General features: G+C 67.5%; 18 protein-coding genes. 12 read left to right on the top strand and 6 right to left on the bottom strand.

Annotation, left to right across the window (positions count from 1 at the left end):
* Nucleotides 1–10: 10 nt before the first annotated feature.
* From BM013_RS33905 to BM013_RS33895, 3 genes are read left to right on the top strand one after another with little or no spacing between them, the layout of a single operon-like run.
* A complete protein-coding gene (locus BM013_RS33905; protein ID WP_093133385.1) occupies nt 11–751 on the top strand; it encodes an amino acid ABC transporter permease in 741 nt (246 codons plus the stop codon).
* Nucleotides 748–1491 (top strand): amino acid ABC transporter ATP-binding protein, encoded by a 744-nt coding sequence (locus tag BM013_RS33900; RefSeq protein ID WP_093133383.1) that lies wholly within the window; start codon nt 748–750, stop codon nt 1489–1491. The genes BM013_RS33905 and BM013_RS33900 overlap by 4 nt, the downstream gene beginning before the upstream one ends.
* Entirely contained in the window at nt 1488–2489 is a 1002-nt protein-coding gene (locus BM013_RS33895; protein ID WP_093133381.1) for an isopenicillin N synthase family dioxygenase, read from the top strand. Before BM013_RS33900 ends, BM013_RS33895 begins: the two co-directional genes overlap by 4 nt.
* On the opposite strand, the gene BM013_RS33890 is transcribed toward BM013_RS33895, so the two are convergent.
* The 3 genes from BM013_RS33890 to BM013_RS33880 all read right to left on the bottom strand — a co-directional run bounded on the left by BM013_RS33890 (nt 2432) and on the right by BM013_RS33880 (nt 4879).
* Nucleotides 2432–2785 (bottom strand): hypothetical protein, encoded by a 354-nt coding sequence (locus tag BM013_RS33890; protein ID WP_093133379.1) that lies wholly within the window; start codon nt 2783–2785, stop codon nt 2432–2434. The genes BM013_RS33895 and BM013_RS33890 overlap by 58 nt on opposite strands.
* 8 nt (nt 2786–2793) lie before the next feature.
* Nucleotides 2794–3471 (bottom strand): HAD family hydrolase, encoded by a 678-nt coding sequence (locus tag BM013_RS33885; protein ID WP_093133377.1) that lies wholly within the window; start codon nt 3469–3471, stop codon nt 2794–2796.
* Between the two features lie 70 nt (nt 3472–3541).
* Nucleotides 3542–4879: an MFS transporter gene (locus BM013_RS33880; protein ID WP_093133375.1), complete on the bottom strand. Its 1338-nt coding sequence runs from the start codon at nt 4877–4879 to the stop codon at nt 3542–3544.
* Nucleotides 4880–5059: 180 nt separating this feature from the next.
* On the opposite strand from BM013_RS33880, the gene cyoA reads away from it, so the two are divergent.
* The 8 genes from cyoA to BM013_RS33840 all read left to right on the top strand — a co-directional run bounded on the left by cyoA (nt 5060) and on the right by BM013_RS33840 (nt 12689).
* Nucleotides 5060–6085, top strand: coding sequence for a ubiquinol oxidase subunit II (cyoA, locus tag BM013_RS33875; protein ID WP_093133373.1), 1026 nt, complete (start codon nt 5060–5062; stop codon nt 6083–6085).
* Between the two features lie 2 nt (nt 6086–6087).
* Nucleotides 6088–8091 (top strand): cytochrome o ubiquinol oxidase subunit I, encoded by a 2004-nt coding sequence (gene cyoB / locus BM013_RS33870; protein WP_093133371.1) that lies wholly within the window; start codon nt 6088–6090, stop codon nt 8089–8091.
* The gene (gene cyoC, locus BM013_RS33865) at nt 8084–8743 is read left to right on the top strand and encodes a cytochrome o ubiquinol oxidase subunit III (RefSeq protein ID WP_093133504.1); all 660 of its coding nucleotides are present in this window, start codon (nt 8084–8086) and stop codon (nt 8741–8743) included. The genes cyoB and cyoC overlap by 8 nt, the downstream gene beginning before the upstream one ends.
* Nucleotides 8740–9141, top strand: coding sequence for a cytochrome o ubiquinol oxidase subunit IV (gene cyoD / locus BM013_RS33860; RefSeq protein ID WP_093133369.1), 402 nt, complete (start codon nt 8740–8742; stop codon nt 9139–9141). The genes cyoC and cyoD overlap by 4 nt, the downstream gene beginning before the upstream one ends.
* Complete coding sequence (locus BM013_RS33855) at nt 9141–9956, top strand: SURF1 family protein (protein WP_093133367.1); 816 nt, start codon at nt 9141–9143, stop codon at nt 9954–9956. The genes cyoD and BM013_RS33855 overlap by 1 nt, the downstream gene beginning before the upstream one ends.
* Nucleotides 9940–11400, top strand: coding sequence for an ATP-binding protein (locus BM013_RS33850; protein ID WP_256221820.1), 1461 nt, complete (start codon nt 9940–9942; stop codon nt 11398–11400). The genes BM013_RS33855 and BM013_RS33850 overlap by 17 nt, the downstream gene beginning before the upstream one ends.
* Entirely contained in the window at nt 11381–11926 is a 546-nt protein-coding gene (locus BM013_RS33845) for a response regulator transcription factor (protein WP_093133365.1), read from the top strand. The genes BM013_RS33850 and BM013_RS33845 overlap by 20 nt, the downstream gene beginning before the upstream one ends.
* A 76-nt stretch (nt 11927–12002) precedes the next feature.
* Nucleotides 12003–12689, top strand: coding sequence for a PAQR family membrane homeostasis protein TrhA (locus BM013_RS33840; protein ID WP_093133363.1), 687 nt, complete (start codon nt 12003–12005; stop codon nt 12687–12689).
* 51 nt (nt 12690–12740) lie between these two features.
* Here BM013_RS33840 and BM013_RS33835 read toward each other — a convergent pair whose 3' ends face one another.
* From BM013_RS33835 to BM013_RS33825, 3 genes are read right to left on the bottom strand one after another with little or no spacing between them, the layout of a single operon-like run.
* The gene (locus BM013_RS33835) at nt 12741–12965 is read right to left on the bottom strand and encodes a SlyX family protein (protein WP_093133361.1); all 225 of its coding nucleotides are present in this window, start codon (nt 12963–12965) and stop codon (nt 12741–12743) included.
* Between the two features lie 55 nt (nt 12966–13020).
* A complete protein-coding gene (locus tag BM013_RS33830; protein WP_093133359.1) occupies nt 13021–13917 on the bottom strand; it encodes an SDR family NAD(P)-dependent oxidoreductase in 897 nt (298 codons plus the stop codon).
* Nucleotides 13918–13954: 37 nt separating this feature from the next.
* Complete coding sequence (locus BM013_RS33825) at nt 13955–14698, bottom strand: SDR family oxidoreductase (RefSeq protein ID WP_093133357.1); 744 nt, start codon at nt 14696–14698, stop codon at nt 13955–13957.
* 125 nt (nt 14699–14823) lie between these two features.
* Between BM013_RS33825 and BM013_RS33820 the strand changes: the two genes are divergently transcribed.
* On the top strand, nt 14824–15717 hold the full coding sequence (locus tag BM013_RS33820) for a LysR family transcriptional regulator (RefSeq protein WP_093133356.1): 894 nt from the start codon (nt 14824–14826) through the stop codon (nt 15715–15717).
* Nucleotide 15718 lies beyond the last annotated feature (1 nt).

Below are 15718 nucleotides of genomic sequence, written 5' to 3'. Positions count from 1 at the left end.
ACGCCGGGCGATGCTGCAGATCATCAACGACTACTGGGTCTACTTCCTCATCGGGCAGTACCCCAACGGCCCGCTGGGCGGGCTGGTGCTCACGCTGCTGCTGGCTTCCTGCGGGCTGGTGTTGGCGCTGCCGCTGGGCATCTTGCTCGGGCTGGCGCGCGTGAGCCCGTGGCGCTGGCTGCGCTGGCCGGTCACGGGCTTCGTGTTCGTGGTGCGCGGGCTGCCGCTCCTGATGGTGATCTTCTGGGCCTACTTCTTCCTGCCCAGCGTCACGGGCGTGAAGACCGACCAGTTCACCACCATGCTGATCGCGCTGGTGATCTTCGACGCCGCCTACCTCGCCGAGATCGTGCGCGCCGGCATCCAGGGCCTGCCGCGCGGGCAGATGGAAACCGCGCGCGCACTGGGCCTGGGCTACGGCCGCGCCATGCGCCTGGTGGTGCTGCCGCAGGCGCTGCGCAGCATGCTGCCTTCGCTGGTGAACCAGTTCGTCTCGACCATCAAGGAAACCTCGCTGGGCTACATCATCGGGCTGGCCGAGGTGTCGTTCATCGCCACGCAGATCAACACGCAGGTGTTCACCAAGCCCGCGCAGATCTACCTGGTCCTGGGCGGCACGTATTTCATTCTCTGCTTCGGCCTGTCGCGCTTCGCCTACTGGCTCGAACGCCGGCTCGCGCGCCGGGGCCTGTCCACCGCACCCACCGCACCCACCGCAGCCTCCTCAGCCACCGCCAAGGTGTCCGCATGATCGAACTCGAAAAAGTCAACAAGTGGTACGGCAACTACCACGCGCTGGTCGACATCAGCGAGACCATCCACAAGGGCGAGGTCGTCGTGGTGTGCGGGCCCTCGGGCTCGGGCAAGTCGACGCTGATCCGCACCTTCAACCGGCTGGAGCCGATCCAGTCGGGCCGCATCGTCGTGGACGGCCAGGACATCCATGCGCGCGGCCTCGACGTGAACGCCTTCCGCTCGCGCATCGGCTTCGTGTTCCAGCAGTTCAACCTGTTCCCGCACCTCACGGTGCTGCAGAACTGCACGATGGCGCCGATGCAGCTGCGCGGCCTGTCGCGCAAGGAAGCCGACGAGCGTGCCATGGCGCTGCTGCAGCGCGTGGGCCTGGCCAGCAAGGCCGATGCGTGGCCGAGCGAACTCTCCGGCGGCCAGCAGCAGCGCGTGGCGATTGCGCGCGCGCTGGCCATGCAGCCGCCGCTGATGCTGTTCGACGAGCCCACCAGCGCGCTCGACCCCGAGATGGTCGGCGAGGTGCTGCTGGTGATGCGCGACCTCACGCGCGACGGCATGACCATGGTCTGCGTGACGCACGAGATGGGCTTCGCGCGCGAAGTGGCCGACCGCGTGCTCTTCATGGACGAGGGCAAGGTGCTGGAGCGCGCCACGCCCGACGACTTCTTCAACCGCCCGCAGCATCCGCGCGCGCAGCAGTTCCTGTCCGACATCCGATCGCCTTTCGCACGAGACGCATGACCGATTCATCCCTTCCCCTGATCGACGTGGCCCCGCTGGTGGCGGGCATGGCCGGACGCGACGCCGTGGCGGCGCAGATCGGCGCGGCCTGCCGCGCGCACGGCTTCTTCTATGTGACGGGCCACGGCGTGGACCCGGCGCTGGTACAGCGGCTCGAAGCCCTGAGCCACCGTTTCTTCGAACTGCCCGAGGACACCAAGATGCAGTGGCGCATGGCCCTGGGCGGGCGCGCATGGCGCGGCTACTTTCCGCTGGGCGGCGAGCTGACCTCGGGCCGGCCCGACTGGAAGGAAGGCCTCTACCTCGGCACCGAGCTGGCCGCCACGCACCCGCGGGTGCAGGCGAAGACGCCGGTGCACGGGCCGAACCTGTTCCCAAGCGTGCCGGACTTCCGCGAGACCATCCTGGCGTACATGGGCGCGGTCACGCAGCTGGGCCACCGGCTGATGGAAGGCATTGCGCTGAGCCTGGGCCTGAGCGCGGACTACTTCGCGCAGCGCTACACGGCCGATCCGCTGATCCTGTTCCGCCTGTTCAACTACCCGACGCAGGCCGTGCCCGAAGGGCTCGACGTGCAATGGGGCGTGGGCGAGCACACCGACTACGGGCTGCTGACCCTCCTGCACCAGGACCACATCGGCGGCCTCGCGGTGCACACGCCGGACGGCTGGATCGACGCACCGCCGGTGGCGGGGTCGTTCGTCTGCAACATCGGCGACATGCTCGACCGCATGACAGGCGGCCTCTACAGGTCGACGCCGCACCGCGTGAAGCGCAACACCTCGGGGCACGACCGGCTGTCGTTTCCGCTGTTCTTCGATCCGAACTTCGAGGCGCGCGTACAACGCATCGAGGGGCTGGCGGGCGCCGAGGCGCGCGACGACAGCGCCGAGCGCTGGGACCGCGCCAACGTGCACGCCTTCAGCGGCCGTTACGGCGACTACCTGCTGGCGAAGGTGTCGAAGGTGTTTCCGCAGCTGCGCGACGAAGTGCTCTGAGCGGCGGGGTTAGGCAAAGGCAAAGGCGTCGGCGAAGGGGAAGGCTCGTCGAGAAAGGCGTCTTCCCAGCGCTCGATGTGCGCATCGGGGTCGGAGATGGGCACGAGCTTGTCGCTGCGGCAATAGAAGGTCCAGCCCTCGAACAGCACGTCGTAGTACGTGCCGCTCAGGTAGCGCTCGCTCGGCGCTTCGTAGGGCGCGGAGACCACCTCGACGATCCGCCCCACCGCACGCGCCGTGAAGGGCGACGCCTGGCAGCTGTCGACCACATGGCAGAGCGTGCCGATCTTGATCACACGAGCTTCTACACCGCTGCAGCCGTGGGAAACCAGCGCGGCAGGTGCGGCACCGCCTCGTGCAGCGACCCGAGCACATGAAACGCACGTTCGACGATCGACGCGGGCGGGTGCTTCAGGTCGGGCACCACCACCACCCGCATGCCCGCGGCCAGCGCGGCCTTGGCGCCGTTCTCGCTGTCTTCGAAGGCGATGCAGTCCGCCGGGTCCACGCCCAGCCGCTCGGCCGCGAGCAGGTAGAGCGCCGGGTCGGGCTTGGCGCGCGCCACCTCGTCGCCGCCGGCAAAGGCCGAGAAATGGTGCAGCAGGTCGAGGCTGCCGAGGCAGGCCTGGATCTGCCTGCTGGTCGACGACGAGGCCACGGCGCAACGCGTGCCGCGCGCGCGCAACGCCGCCAGGAACTCCGCCGCGCCGGGCTTGATGGGAAAAAGCGGCATGCCGTCGGCGCGCTCGAGCTGCAGCTGCATGCGCACGTGGCCCACGGCATGGTCGTAGGCCTCGGCCCCGCCCAGCAGCGAGGCCAGGATGAGCTGCGACTCCACGGTGGCCAGCCCGACCACCTGCATGTACTGGCTGTGCGAAAGCTCGATGTCGAGCGTGCGGGCGGCTTCGATCCAGGCGGCCATGATGGGCCGTTCCGAGTCGATCAGCAGCCCGTCCATGTCGAAGATGGCGGCGGCAAACATCCGAGCATCCTAATGAAAAAGGGGCCGACAGGCCCCTTTTGAAAAAAACGGCAGCAGTTGTTGCCGGTTGTCAGTCGCGCACCAGCGCGCGGTTCAGGCCCAGCGCGGCCAGCGTGGCCACGGCGCCCGACAGCAGGTAGACGCTCACATAGGCCAGGCCGAAGTGGGCCGACAGGCCGAGGGCGACCAGCGGCGCGAACGCCGCGCCGATCAGCCAGGCCAAGTCGGCCGTCAGCGCCGCGCCGACGTAGCGGTACTTGGGCGCGAAGTTCGAGGTCACGGCACCGGCCGCCTGGCCGTACGACAGGCCCAGGATCACGAAGCCGACCAGAATGAAGATGTCCTGGCCGGCCCGCCCGCCGTCGAGCAGCGTGGGGGCGAAGCCGCTGAAAGCGGCGATCACGGCGGCCAGGCCGCCCAGCGTGAAGCGGCGGCCGATGCGGTCGGCCAGCAAGCCCGAGGCCACGATGCCGGCGGCGCCGAGCACCGCACCGATCATCTGCACCACCAGGAATTCGGTCACCGACTGGTCGGAGTACAGCGTGATCCACGACAGCGGAAACACGGTGATCAGGTGGAACAGCGCATAGCTGGCCAGCGCGGCGAACGCGCCGATCAGGATGTTGGCGCCCTGCGAGCTGACCAGTTCGCCCACGCTGGTGGGTTCCAGTTCACGCTCTTCGAGCAGGCGCGAGTAGTCGTCGGTGGCCACCAGGCGCAGGCGGGCGAACAGCGCCACCACGTTGATGGCGAAGGCCACGTAGAAGCTGTAGCGCCAGCCCCAATCGAGGAAGTCCTCGCGCGGCAGGCTCGAGTACAGGAAGGCGAACAGTGCGCTGGCAATGAAGAAGCCGATGGGCGCGCCCAGCTGGCCCAGCATGGCGTACCAGCCGCGGCGGTTGGCCGGTGCGTTCAGCGCCAGCAGCGACGGCAGGCCGTCCCACGAACCGCCCAGCGCCAGGCCCTGGCCGAAGCGGAACACCGACAGCAGCACGATGGCCGTGAAGCCCAGGCTCGCGTAGCCAGGAAGGAAGGCGATGCCGGCGGTGGAGGTGCCAAGCACGAACAGGGCCAGGGTCAGCTTGGCTTCCCGCCCGAATCGTCGCTGGATCGCCATCGAGATGACAGTTCCGAACGGACGCGCAATGAAGGCGAACGAGAAGATCAGGAACGAATAGAGCACGCCTTCGAGGTGTTGCTCGAAGGGGAAGAAGACCGCCGGGAACACCAGCACCGAGGCGATGCCGTAGACGAAGAAGTCGAAATACTCGGAGGCGCGGCCGATGATCACGCCGACCGCGATTTCGCCCGGGGCGATGTGCGAGTGGTCGTCACCTTGCCGGGCGTCGCGTTCGGGCGAGCTGGGCAGCGGATGGGCGCCTTGCGGACTGATGCTGGACGTCGTCATTGCTTGCTGTAATTCGAGTGTCACGCCGGGGCGCGACACATAAGGATCATGGAGAGCGCATAGCGTCGCACTGAAACACGTTTACCGCCATAGGACAAAACGTCCAATAGGCAAAACCCGTCTCACAGCGTAGATTGTGGGGTCATTTTGCGCCGACCTCGCACCTCTTTTCCCCACGGCATGCACATCCTAAAGAACCTTCGCCGATCACTCCTGCTGCTTCCAGTCGTCCTCCTGGCCGGTTGCAACACGGTGTTGATGAACCCATCCGGCGACATCGCCCATCAGCAGGGACGCCTCATCGTCGTCTCCACCGTGCTGATGCTGATCATCATCATCCCGGTGGTCGCCCTGACCGTCCTGTTCGCGTGGCGCTACCGCCAGTCGAACAAGGAAGCCGTCTACAGCCCCGACTGGGACCACTCGACCCAGCTCGAGCTGGCGATCTGGGCGGCCCCGCTGCTCATCATCATCGCCCTGGGCGCCATCACCTGGATCAGCACCCACACGCTGGACCCCTACCAGCCGCTGCGCCGCATCGACGCCCAGCGCGCGATCCCCGCGGACACCAAGCCGCTGGTGGTCGAAGTGGTGGCGCTCGACTGGAAGTGGCTCTTCATCTACCCCGAGCAGGGCGTTGCCACGGTGAACGAGCTGGCCGCCCCGGTGGACCGCCCGATCCTGTTCAAGATCACGGCCTCCTCGGTGATGAACTCGTTCTTCATTCCCGCGCTGGCCGGCCAGATCTACGCGATGCCGGGCATGGAGACCAAGCTGAACGCGGTGATCAACAAGCCGGGCGAGTTCGAAGGCTTCTCCGCCAACTACAGCGGCGCCGGCTTCTCGGGCATGCGCTTCAAGTTCCACGGCCTGAACCAGGGCGACTTCGACCAATGGGTCGCCAAGGTCAAGACCGGCAAGGAAGGCGAGCTGAACCGCGCGCTCTACCAGAAGCTGGAAGTGCCCAGCGAACGTGAACCGGTGCGCCACTACGCCACCGTCGCACCCGACCTGTACGACGCCATCCTGAACCGCTGCGTCGACAGCAGCAAGATGTGCATGAAGCAGATGATGGCCATCGATGCCGAAGGCGGACTGGGCAAGCCCGGCGCATTCAACGTCGCCACCATGCAATCCTGGCAGCCCGACAACATCAATTCGCCCAAGCGCAAGTACGTCACGGCGATGTGCACCACCGAAGAATAACGATGCTCGAACACCTCGACCTCACGAAGCTGGTCTTCGGCCGCCTCTCCTGGGAGGCGATTCCCTTCCATGAGCCCATCCTGCTTGCCACCTTCGGCGGCGTGGTGCTGGGCGGCATCGCCGTCCTCATCGCCCTGACCTACTTCAAGCTCTGGGGCCCCCTGTGGCGTGACTGGATCACCAGCATCGACCACAAGAAGATCGGCATCATGTACATCATCCTGGGCCTGGTGATGCTGCTGCGCGGCTTTGCCGACGCGCTGATGATGCGCGCCCAGCAGGCGATGGCCTTCGGCGACAACGCCGGCTTCCTGCCGCCGCACCACTACGACCAGGTCTTCACCGCCCACGGCGTGATCATGATCTTCTTCGTGGCCATGCCGCTGGTCACGGGCCTCATGAACTTCGTGGTGCCGCTGCAGATCGGCGCGCGCGACGTGGCCTTCCCGTTCCTGAACAACTTCAGCTTCTGGATGACCACCTTCGGCGCCGGCCTCGTGATGGCCTCGCTGTTCGTGGGCGAGTTCGCCAAGACCGGCTGGCTCGCGTACCCGCCGCTGTCGGGCATCATCTTCAGCCCCGACGTGGGGGTCGACTACTACATATGGTCGTTGCAGATAGCGGGGGTAGGCACCCTGCTCTCCGGCGTGAACCTGCTGGCCACCATCGTGAAGATGCGCGCGCCCGGCATGACCATGATGAAGATGCCCGTCTTCACGTGGACCGCCCTGTGCACCAACGTGCTGATCGTTGCAGCCTTCCCGGTCCTGACCGCCGTGCTCGCCCTGCTGTCGCTCGACCGCTACGTCGGCACCAACTTCTTCACGAACGACATGGGCGGCAACGCCATGATGTACGTGAACCTGATCTGGATCTGGGGCCACCCCGAGGTGTACATCCTGATCCTGCCGGCCTTCGGCATCTTCTCGGAAGTGGTCTCGACCTTCTCCGGCAAGCGCCTGTTCGGCTACGCCTCGATGGTGTACGCCACGGTCGTGATCACGATCCTGTCGTACCTCGTGTGGCTGCACCACTTTTTCACCATGGGCTCCGGCGCCAGCGTGAATTCGTTCTTCGGCATCACGACCATGATCATCTCCATCCCCACGGGGGCGAAGATCTTCAACTGGCTCTTCACCATGTACCGCGGCCGGATCCGTTTCGAGCTGCCCATGATGTGGACCATCGGCTTCATGATCACCTTCGTGTTCGGCGGCATGACCGGCGTGCTGCTGGCGGTGCCCCCGGCCGACTTCGTGCTGCACAACAGCCTGTTCCTGATCGCCCACTTCCACAACGTGATCATCGGCGGCGTGCTGTTCGGCATGCTGGCCGGCATCACCTACTGGTTCCCGAAGGCCTTCGGCTACAAGCTCGACCCGTTCTGGGGCAAGTGCTCGTTCTGGTTCTGGATCGTCGGTTTCTGGACCGCCTTCATGCCGCTGTACGTGCTCGGCCTGATGGGCGTCACGCGCCGCATGAGCCACTTCCAGGACATGTCGCTGCAGATCTGGTTCCAGGTTGCCGCCTTCGGCGCCGTGCTGATCGCGCTGGGCATCGGCTGCTTCATCATCCAGCTGGTGGTGAGCTACATCCGCCGCGACTCGCTGCGCGACACCACGGGCGACCCGTGGGACGGCCGCACGCTGGAATGGTCGACCTCGTCGCCGCCGCCGGCCTACAACTTCGCGTTCACCCCGCGCATCCATGACAACGACGCCTGGTCGGACATGAAGGCCCGCGGCTACCAGCGCGCGCTGGACGGCTTCAGCCCGATCCACATGCCCAAGAACACGGCCGCCGGCTTCATCATCGCGGCGCTGAGCGCGGTGCTCGGCTTCGCCATGATCTGGCAGATGTGGCTGCTGGCCGGCGTGAGCTTCGTTGCCATGCTCGTCGCCATCATCGTCCACACCTTCAACTACAAGCGCGACTACCACATCCCCACGGATGAAGTCGTTCGCACCGAAGACGCGCGCACGCGCCTCCTGGCTGCCCATGTCTAACAGTACCGCCCTCCCCTCCCACACGAACACCGTGGGCAACGCCTCGAGCGTGCCCACCTTCGAGCTGTTCAACGTCCGCAACGAAGACCACCATCCGGAGAACGGGACCCTGCTGGGGTTCTGGCTCTACCTGATGAGCGACTGCCTGATCTTCGCGTGCCTGTTCGCGGTGTACGGCGTGCTGGGCCGCAGCTACGCGGCCGGCCCCTCGGGCGCCGACCTGTTCGACCTGCCGCTGGTGGCGATGAACACCTCGCTGCTGCTGCTGTCGTCCATCACGTATGGCTTCGCCATGCTCGAGATGCAGCGCAGGCGCATGCGCGGCGTGCTGGTCTGGCTGGCCATCACCGGCCTGCTGGGCGCGGGCTTCATCGGCCTGGAGCTGTATGAGTTCGCGCACCTGATCCACGAAGGCGCCGGCCCGCAACGCAGCGCGTTCCTGTCGTCGTTCTTCGCGCTGGTGGGCACCCACGGCCTGCACGTGACCTTCGGCATCGTCTGGCTCATCGTGCTGATGGTCCAGCTGCCCAAGCACGGCTTCACCGCCGCCAACCGCCGCCGCCTGATGTGCCTGTCGATGTTCTGGCACTTTCTGGACGTGGTCTGGATCGGCGTCTTCACCTTCGTGTACCTGATGGGATCGCTGCAATGAGCGCGCATATCGACACCGCCGGCCACGGCGCACACGGCCATGACGACCACGGCCACGACGACGGCCCCGTGAGCCACAGCACCTTCAAGGGCTACATGACCGGCTTCGTGCTGGCCGTGATCCTCACCGCCATTCCGTTCTGGCTGGTGATGGCCAAGGTGTTCGACAAGCCGAACACCACCGCCCTGGTGATCCTGGCCTTCGCCGTGGTGCAGATCGTGGTGCACATGGTGTACTTCCTGCACATGGACGCCAAGTCCGAAGGCGGCTGGAACCTGCTGGCGCTGATCTTCACCATCGTCGTCGTGGTCATCACGCTGGCCGGCTCGCTGTGGGTCATGTATCACATGAACACCAACATGATGCCGTCCATGCACGACATGAAGAACATGCCCTGATGGCGGCAGCAGTCCGCCAGCGTTCAGCCGCCGCGCGGGTGGCGCTGGCGGTCTGCGCCGTCCTTGCCTTTGCCGGCTTCGCCGCGCTGGGCACCTGGCAGGTCGAGCGCCGCGCCTGGAAGCTCGATCTCATCGCCCGCGTCGAACAACGCGTGCACGCCCCGGCCTCCACGCCGCCCGGGCGAACCGAATGGCCCACCGTCAACGCGGCCAACGACGAATACCGGCATGTCCGCCTTGCCGGCACATTCCTCCACGAAAAGGAAGCCCTGGTCCAGGCCAGCACCCGTCTCGGTGCCGGCTTCTGGGTACTGACCCCGCTGCGCACCGCCGACGGCAGCGTGGTGATGGTCAACCGCGGCTTCGTGCCGCCCGAGGCGCGCGAGCGCTCCGCGCGCACCGCCGCCGAGCCCCAGGGCGAAGTTGCCGTCGCCGGCCTGCTGCGCCTGAGCGAACCCAAGGGCGGCTTCCTGCGCAAGAACGACCCTGCCGCCGACCGCTGGTTCTCGCGCGACGTGCAGGCCATTGCGCAGGCGCGCGGGCTCACGGACGTCGCGCCCTACTTCGTGGACGCGGAAGCGAGCCCGGCCGCTTCTCCGGCCGCGAATGCAGCCGCCGCATCGAGCGCATCCGACACCCCCGCCTGGCCCGCCGGCGGCCTGACGGTCATCGCCTTCCCCAACAGCCACCTGGTCTACGCCCTCACGTGGTACGGCCTGGCGCTCATGGTGCTCATTGCCGCCTGGTTCGTGCGGCGCGGCGAAAATGCGGCGCATGCCGACACCCGCCGCACCGAAGATGCCCGCCGCCACTGAGGCGGTCGCGGGGGAGCTGCACGCCCCCCGCGCCGGGGTCGCCAGCCTGGACAACGCCACCGGTCACCAGAACATGCAGCAGCTGATCCAGCTGCGCTGGTTCGCGGTGGTCGGGCAGGTGGCCACCATCCTGGTGGTGCACTACGGCTTCGACATCCGGCTGCCGCTGGACCACATGCTGCAGGTGCTGACCTGCCTGGCGCTGTTCAACATGGTGAGCCTGCTGCGCTCGCGCAACCACCGGCGCGTGACCAACGGCGAACTGTTCCTCGCGCTGCTGGTCGACGTGGCCACGCTCACGGCCCAGCTCTACCTGAGCGGCGGCGCGACCAACCCCTTCGTGTTCCTGTTCCTGCTGCAGGTGACGCTGGGCGCGGTGCTGCTCAAGCCCTGGTCGACCTGGACCATCGTGGTCATCACCAGCATCTGCTTTGCCGGGCTGGCGCTGTTCTCGCGCCCGCTCGCGCTGCCGCTGGACCACCAGCGCGGCCTGTCGAGCCCCTACGTGCAGGGCATGCTGGTGTGCTTCGCGCTGAACGCCGCGCTGCTGGTGATCTTCATCACCCGCATCAGCCGCAACCTGCGCGCGCGCGACGCCCGCCTGGCCGACCTGCGCCAGCGCGCCTCCGAGGAAGAACACATCGTTCGCATGGGCCTGCTGGCCTCCGGCGCCGCGCACGAACTGGGCACGCCGCTGGCCACGCTGGCGGTGATCCTGGGCGACTGGCGCCGGCTGCCGCACTTCAACTCCGACCCCGAGCTGCTGACCGAGGTGGCCGAGATGGAGCTGCAGATCCAGCGCTGCAAGAGCATCGTGAGCGGCATCCTGCTGTCGGCCGGCGAGGCGCGCGGCGAGTCGTCCGAGGAGACCACCGTCAGCACCTTCCTGGACGACCTGATCGTGGAATGGCGCACCACCCGCCCGGTGGAAGACTTCGAGTACGACAACCGTTTTGGCCGGGACCTGCCCATGGTCTCCGACTCGGCGCTCAAGCAGATGATCTGCAACGTGCTCGACAATGCGCTGGAGGCGTCGCCGCACTGGCTGCGCCTGGAGGCGGCGCACGACGCCGACGCGCTGACGATCACCGTCACCGACGCGGGCCCCGGCTTCCTGCCGGGCATCCTGAAGGAGTTCGGCAAACCCTACCAGTCGAGCAAGGGCCGCCCCGGCGGCGGCCTGGGGCTGTTCCTGGTCGTGAACGTGGCGCGCACGGTGGGCGGCCGCGTGGCGGCGGGCAACCGGCCCGAGGGCGGCGCGGTCGTGAAGATCACGCTGCCGCTGGCGGCCATCGTGCTGGAAGAGGACGAAGCCGACGAGGACCTCGAAGAGGACTTGAAGGACGGCCTGAAGGACGGCATGAACGAAGAATTCGAAGGGGAGCGCAAGCTCCCCGGCAGCGAGACCATCGAAACGGAAGCCCATGAGCGAAACCGGAGCTGAGCGCCAGTTGCTGATCGTCGAGGACGACGACGCCTTCGCGCGCACGCTCGGGCGCTCGTTCGAGCGCCGCGGCTATGCCGTGGCGCAGGCGGGCAACCTCGCCGAGGTCGAGGCGCTGCTGGCCTCCCTGTCGCCGGGCTTCGCCGTGGTCGACCTGAAGCTCAACGGCGAGGCCTCGGGCCTGGCCTGTGTGCAGATGCTGCACCGGCACAACCCCAAGATGCTGATCGTGGTGCTCACGGGCTTCGCCAGCATCGCCACCGCGGTGGAAGCCATCAAGCTGGGCGCCTGCCACTACCTGGCCAAGCCGTCGAACACCGACGACATCGAGGCCGCCTTCGGCCGCGCCACCGGCACCACCGAGGTGGAGCTGACCAACCGCTCCACGTCGATCAAGACGCTCGAATGGGAGCGCATCCACGAGACGCTGGCCGAGACCGGCTTCAACATCTCGGAGACCGCGCGCAGGCTCGGCATGCACCGGCGCACGCTGGCCCGCAAGCTGGGCAAACAGCAGGTCAAGTAAGCTGGGCGGGCACGGTGCGCTTCTTGCAAGCCCGCCATGGCATTCACCGCATTCACCGCACTTGCATGAGGTACCGATGACCGCTCGTTCGCAGACGCAAGCTTCGCCCCGCACCTCTGTCCTGGCCGCGCGCGACCAGACGGCGATGGAAGAACTCTTCAACGCCTTGAGCCACGGCCTGGGCCTGGCGCTGGCCATTGCCGCGCTGCCCATCCTGGTCTACAGCGCGGTGCACAAGGGCCAGGCCGCGGGCGTGGTCGGTGCGTGCCTGTTCGCGGGCACGGCCATCGTGCTGTACCTGATCTCCACGCTGTACCACGCACTGCCCATGGGCCGCGCCAAGGCCTGGTTCAACCGGCTGGACCACGCGGCCATCTACCTGTTCATCGCGGGCAGCTACATGCCCTTCTTGTTCGGCGTGCTGCGCGGGCCGCTGGGGTGGACGCTGTTCGGCGCCATCTGCGCGGCGGCCGCGCTGGGCGTGAGCGCCAAGCTGTTCAACAGGCTGCAGCATCCGCTGTGGTCCACCGGCCTTTACGTGGCGATGGGCTGGATGGCGCTGATGGCCGCCGTGCCGCTGTACGAGCGCATGTCGGCGGCGGGCCTGGGCTGGCTGGTGGCCGGCGGGCTGTTCTACACGGCCGGCGCGGTGGTGTTCCTGTTCGACAACAAGGTGCGCTACGCCCATTCGGTGTGGCACCTGTTCGTGCTGGCGGGCAGCACCTGCCACTTCTTCGCGGTGCTCTGGCACTCGCACGGCTGAGTTCGCACGGCTGAATTCGCACGGCTGAATTCGCACAGCCGGGCGACCTCTTCAATAGTGCGGCGGCAACTCGTCGCGCGGGTTGCTCCCCGAGCCGTCCTGCATCGCGTTCTGGCTCTGCTCTCTCAGCTGCGTGACCTGCACGATCAGACGGTCGATCTGCTGCTGCTGGCGGTAGATCGTCATGTTGAGCTGGTCCAGCAGGTCTTCGGCATAGCTCGACTTGATCTCGAGTTCGGTCACGCGTTCGGCCAGGGCGTCGGGTTGGTTTTCCATGGCGCTATTGGACAGGAAGACCGACCCGCTTTTGTGACGCCTTGCCTGGTTCCGATCAGCGCCGCACCTTCGCCTCGAGCAGGTCGCCCATGCCGATGCGTTTCGCGAACGCGATGCGCACGCGCTCCGACACCTCGAACACCTCCGCGGCGCCGTCGCCCACGAAATCGATCAGCGAGCGCATCGGCCGCGTGCCCGTGGGCAGGCCCACGATGCGCACGATCTCGTCGGCCACGGCCTGCGGGTCGGCGTTGTCGGGCGTGAGTGCCGACAGGCGATCGCCGATCTGGTCCATCACGCCGTCGTAGCGGGCGTAGGCGGCGGCGGTGGCCGCGTCGGCCGGCTTGCCCGCGCTCGGAAAATGGTCGGTGCCCCGGGTGAAGGCGCCCGGCACGACGATGGACGTCTCGATGCCGAAGCGCGCGATCTCGTAGGCCAGCGTCACCGCCAGCGAATCCATCGCGGCCTTGGCCGCGCCGTACGGCCCCATGAACGGCGGAAAGCCGCCCTTGGTGGTGGTGCTGCCGATCCACAGCATCAGCCCCGACTCCTGCTTGCGCAGGTAGGGCAGCACCGCGCGGTTCACGCGCTGCGCGCCGAGCACGTTGGTGTCGAACACCTTGGCGATTTCGTCGGGGGTGAACGCCTCGGTGGGGCCGACCACCAGGTGGCCGGCGTTCTGCATCACCACGTCGAGGTGGCCCTGCTCGCGCACGACGGCCGCGGCGGCGGCGTCGGCCGATGCCTGCGAGAGCACGTCGAGTTCGAGCGGGTGCAGCTGGATGTTCCTCGCCGCGGCGAGCGCGCGCAGTTCGGCGGCACGGCCCGCGTTGCGGCCCGCGATGTCGCGCATCGACGCGTAGACGACGTGGCCCGCCTCCGCCAGCGATTGCGCGCTGAGCTTGCCGATGCCGGTGCCCGCGCCGGTGACGAGGATGATCTGCTTTGGCATGTGTGTTCTCCGTGTGTCGGGTTGCGCCGGCGCGGCCTCAGGCGATGCCGCCGTTGGCGCGCAGGACCTGGCCGTTGACCCAGCCCGCGTCGGGGCCCGCAAGGAACGACACCACCGAGGCGATGTCCCCGGGCTGGCCCAGGCGCTGCAGCGGCGGCATCCTGGCGAAGGCCTGGATCTGCTCCTCGGTCTTGCCGTCCAGGAACAGCGAGGTGGCGATCGGGCCCGGCGCCACGGCGTTCACCGTGATGTCGCGGCCGCGCAGCTCCTTGGCGAACACGTGCGTGAAAGCCTCGACCGCCGCCTTGGTGGCGTTGTAGATCGCATAGCCCGGCATGTTCAGCGCCAGCGTGGTGCTCGAGAAGTTGACGATGCGCCCGCCGTCGTTCAGGCGCGTGGCGGCTTCGCGCAGCGTGTTGAAGGTGCCGCGCACGTTGATGTCGAAGCTCTGGTCGTACAGCGCGTCGGTGTGCGCGGCCAGCGGCGCCACCTTGAGCACGCCGGCGTTGTTGACGAGCACGTCGGCCTTGCCGAGCTGCGCCTCGACCGTGTCGAACAGGGCGCGCACCTCGTCGGCCTTCGACACATCGGCCTTCACCGCGATCGCCCTGGCGCCGGCGGCCTGCAGCTCGGCGACCAGCGCCTCGGCCTGCGCCGGGCTGGCGGCATAGTTGACGGCAACGGCGAAACCGTCATTGGCGAGGCGCTGCGCGACGGCGGCGCCGATGCCGCGCGACGCGCCGGTGACGATGGCGACCTGGGAGTTCGTGGGCTTGTTCATGGCTGTGTTTCCTTTGCAGTGGTGAGTGGGTGGGGCGAATGATCGATCGTTCCGCTGCAAAGATAATCAGCCGCATATCGCCATTACCATTCCATTTACTTCAACAATAAATGCAGGCATCGCCCATGGACCGCTTCCAGGAAATGCAGGCCTTCGTGCGCATCGCCGAGCGCCAGAGCTTTACGCAGGCGTCGGAAGACCTGCAGATTCCGCGCGCCACCGTCACCAACCTGATCAAGCGCGTCGAGCAACGCATCGGCACCCGCCTGCTCGAGCGCACCACGCGCACGGTGCGCCTCACGCAGGACGGCGAGGCCTACTACCGCCGCTGCGTGCGGCTGCTGGCCGACGTCGAGGAAGCCGAAGGCCTGTTCCGCGACGAGGCGCCCAAGGGCCTGCTGCGCGTGAACCTGCAGGGCACGCTGGCGCGGAACTTCGTGGTGCCCGCGCTGCCCGCCTTCCTGGCGCGCTACCCCGAGCTGGAACTGCACATCGGCGAGGACGACCGGCTGGTGGACCTGGTGCGCGAAGGCGTCGACTGCGTGCTGCGCGCGGGCAACCTGCAGGACTCGTCGATGGTCGCGCGGCGCGTGGCGCTGCTGGCGCAGGTGACGGTCGCGAGCCCGGCCTACCTGGCGGCGCACGGCGAGCCCCGGAGCGTGGAGGCGCTGGCCGCGCACCGCGCCGTCAACTACATCTCGAGCGCCACGGGCAAGGCGGTGCCGCTCGAGTTCACGGTGGAGGGCCGCGTGACGACGGTGCAGCTGGGCGGCATCGTGTCGGTCACCGGCGCCGACCTGTACACCGGCGCGGCCGTCGCGGGCCTAGGGCTGGTGCAGGTGCCGCGCTACCGCGTGGCCGGCGAACTGGCCGATGGCCGGCTGCAGGTGCTGCTGCCCGGGTTCGCGCCGCCGCCGATGCCGGTGTCGGTGCTGTATTCGCAGAACCGCCAGCTGTCGTCGCGCGTGCGTGTGTTCACGCAGTGGCTGCGCGACATCTTCGAGGCGGCCGGGACCTGAG

Origin of the sequence: Variovorax sp. OK605 (genome assembly GCF_900115445.1) — a bacterium.
Taxonomy (GTDB): Bacteria; Pseudomonadota; Gammaproteobacteria; order Burkholderiales; family Burkholderiaceae_C; genus Variovorax.
This window is presented reverse-complemented; position numbering and strand designations above follow the sequence as displayed.

What these genes read in the sequence shown, in the direction of transcription:
- BM013_RS33905 (WP_093133385.1), top strand. Translation starts at nt 11, where the DNA reads ATGCTGCAGATCATCAACGACTACTGGGTCTACTTCCTCATCGGGCAG.
- BM013_RS33880 (WP_093133375.1), bottom strand. Translation starts at nt 4,879, where the DNA reads ATGACGACGTCCAGCATCAGTCCGCAAGGCGCCCATCCGCTGCCCAGC.
- BM013_RS33885 (WP_093133377.1), bottom strand. Translation starts at nt 3,471, where the DNA reads ATGTTTGCCGCCGCCATCTTCGACATGGACGGGCTGCTGATCGACTCG.
- BM013_RS33850 (WP_256221820.1), top strand. Translation starts at nt 9,940, where the DNA reads ATGCCCGCCGCCACTGAGGCGGTCGCGGGGGAGCTGCACGCCCCCCGC.
- BM013_RS33855 (WP_093133367.1), top strand. Translation starts at nt 9,141, where the DNA reads ATGGCGGCAGCAGTCCGCCAGCGTTCAGCCGCCGCGCGGGTGGCGCTG.
- BM013_RS33830 (WP_093133359.1), bottom strand. Translation starts at nt 13,917, where the DNA reads ATGCCAAAGCAGATCATCCTCGTCACCGGCGCGGGCACCGGCATCGGC.
- BM013_RS33895 (WP_093133381.1), top strand. Translation starts at nt 1,488, where the DNA reads ATGACCGATTCATCCCTTCCCCTGATCGACGTGGCCCCGCTGGTGGCG.
- BM013_RS33845 (WP_093133365.1), top strand. Translation starts at nt 11,381, where the DNA reads ATGAGCGAAACCGGAGCTGAGCGCCAGTTGCTGATCGTCGAGGACGAC.
- BM013_RS33835 (WP_093133361.1), bottom strand. Translation starts at nt 12,965, where the DNA reads ATGGAAAACCAACCCGACGCCCTGGCCGAACGCGTGACCGAACTCGAG.
- BM013_RS33840 (WP_093133363.1), top strand. Translation starts at nt 12,003, where the DNA reads ATGACCGCTCGTTCGCAGACGCAAGCTTCGCCCCGCACCTCTGTCCTG.
- BM013_RS33820 (WP_093133356.1), top strand. Translation starts at nt 14,824, where the DNA reads ATGGACCGCTTCCAGGAAATGCAGGCCTTCGTGCGCATCGCCGAGCGC.
- BM013_RS33825 (WP_093133357.1), bottom strand. Translation starts at nt 14,698, where the DNA reads ATGAACAAGCCCACGAACTCCCAGGTCGCCATCGTCACCGGCGCGTCG.
- cyoB (WP_093133371.1), top strand. Translation starts at nt 6,088, where the DNA reads ATGCTCGAACACCTCGACCTCACGAAGCTGGTCTTCGGCCGCCTCTCC.
- cyoA (WP_093133373.1), top strand. Translation starts at nt 5,060, where the DNA reads ATGCACATCCTAAAGAACCTTCGCCGATCACTCCTGCTGCTTCCAGTC.
- cyoD (WP_093133369.1), top strand. Translation starts at nt 8,740, where the DNA reads ATGAGCGCGCATATCGACACCGCCGGCCACGGCGCACACGGCCATGAC.
- cyoC (WP_093133504.1), top strand. Translation starts at nt 8,084, where the DNA reads ATGTCTAACAGTACCGCCCTCCCCTCCCACACGAACACCGTGGGCAAC.
- BM013_RS33900 (WP_093133383.1), top strand. Translation starts at nt 748, where the DNA reads ATGATCGAACTCGAAAAAGTCAACAAGTGGTACGGCAACTACCACGCG.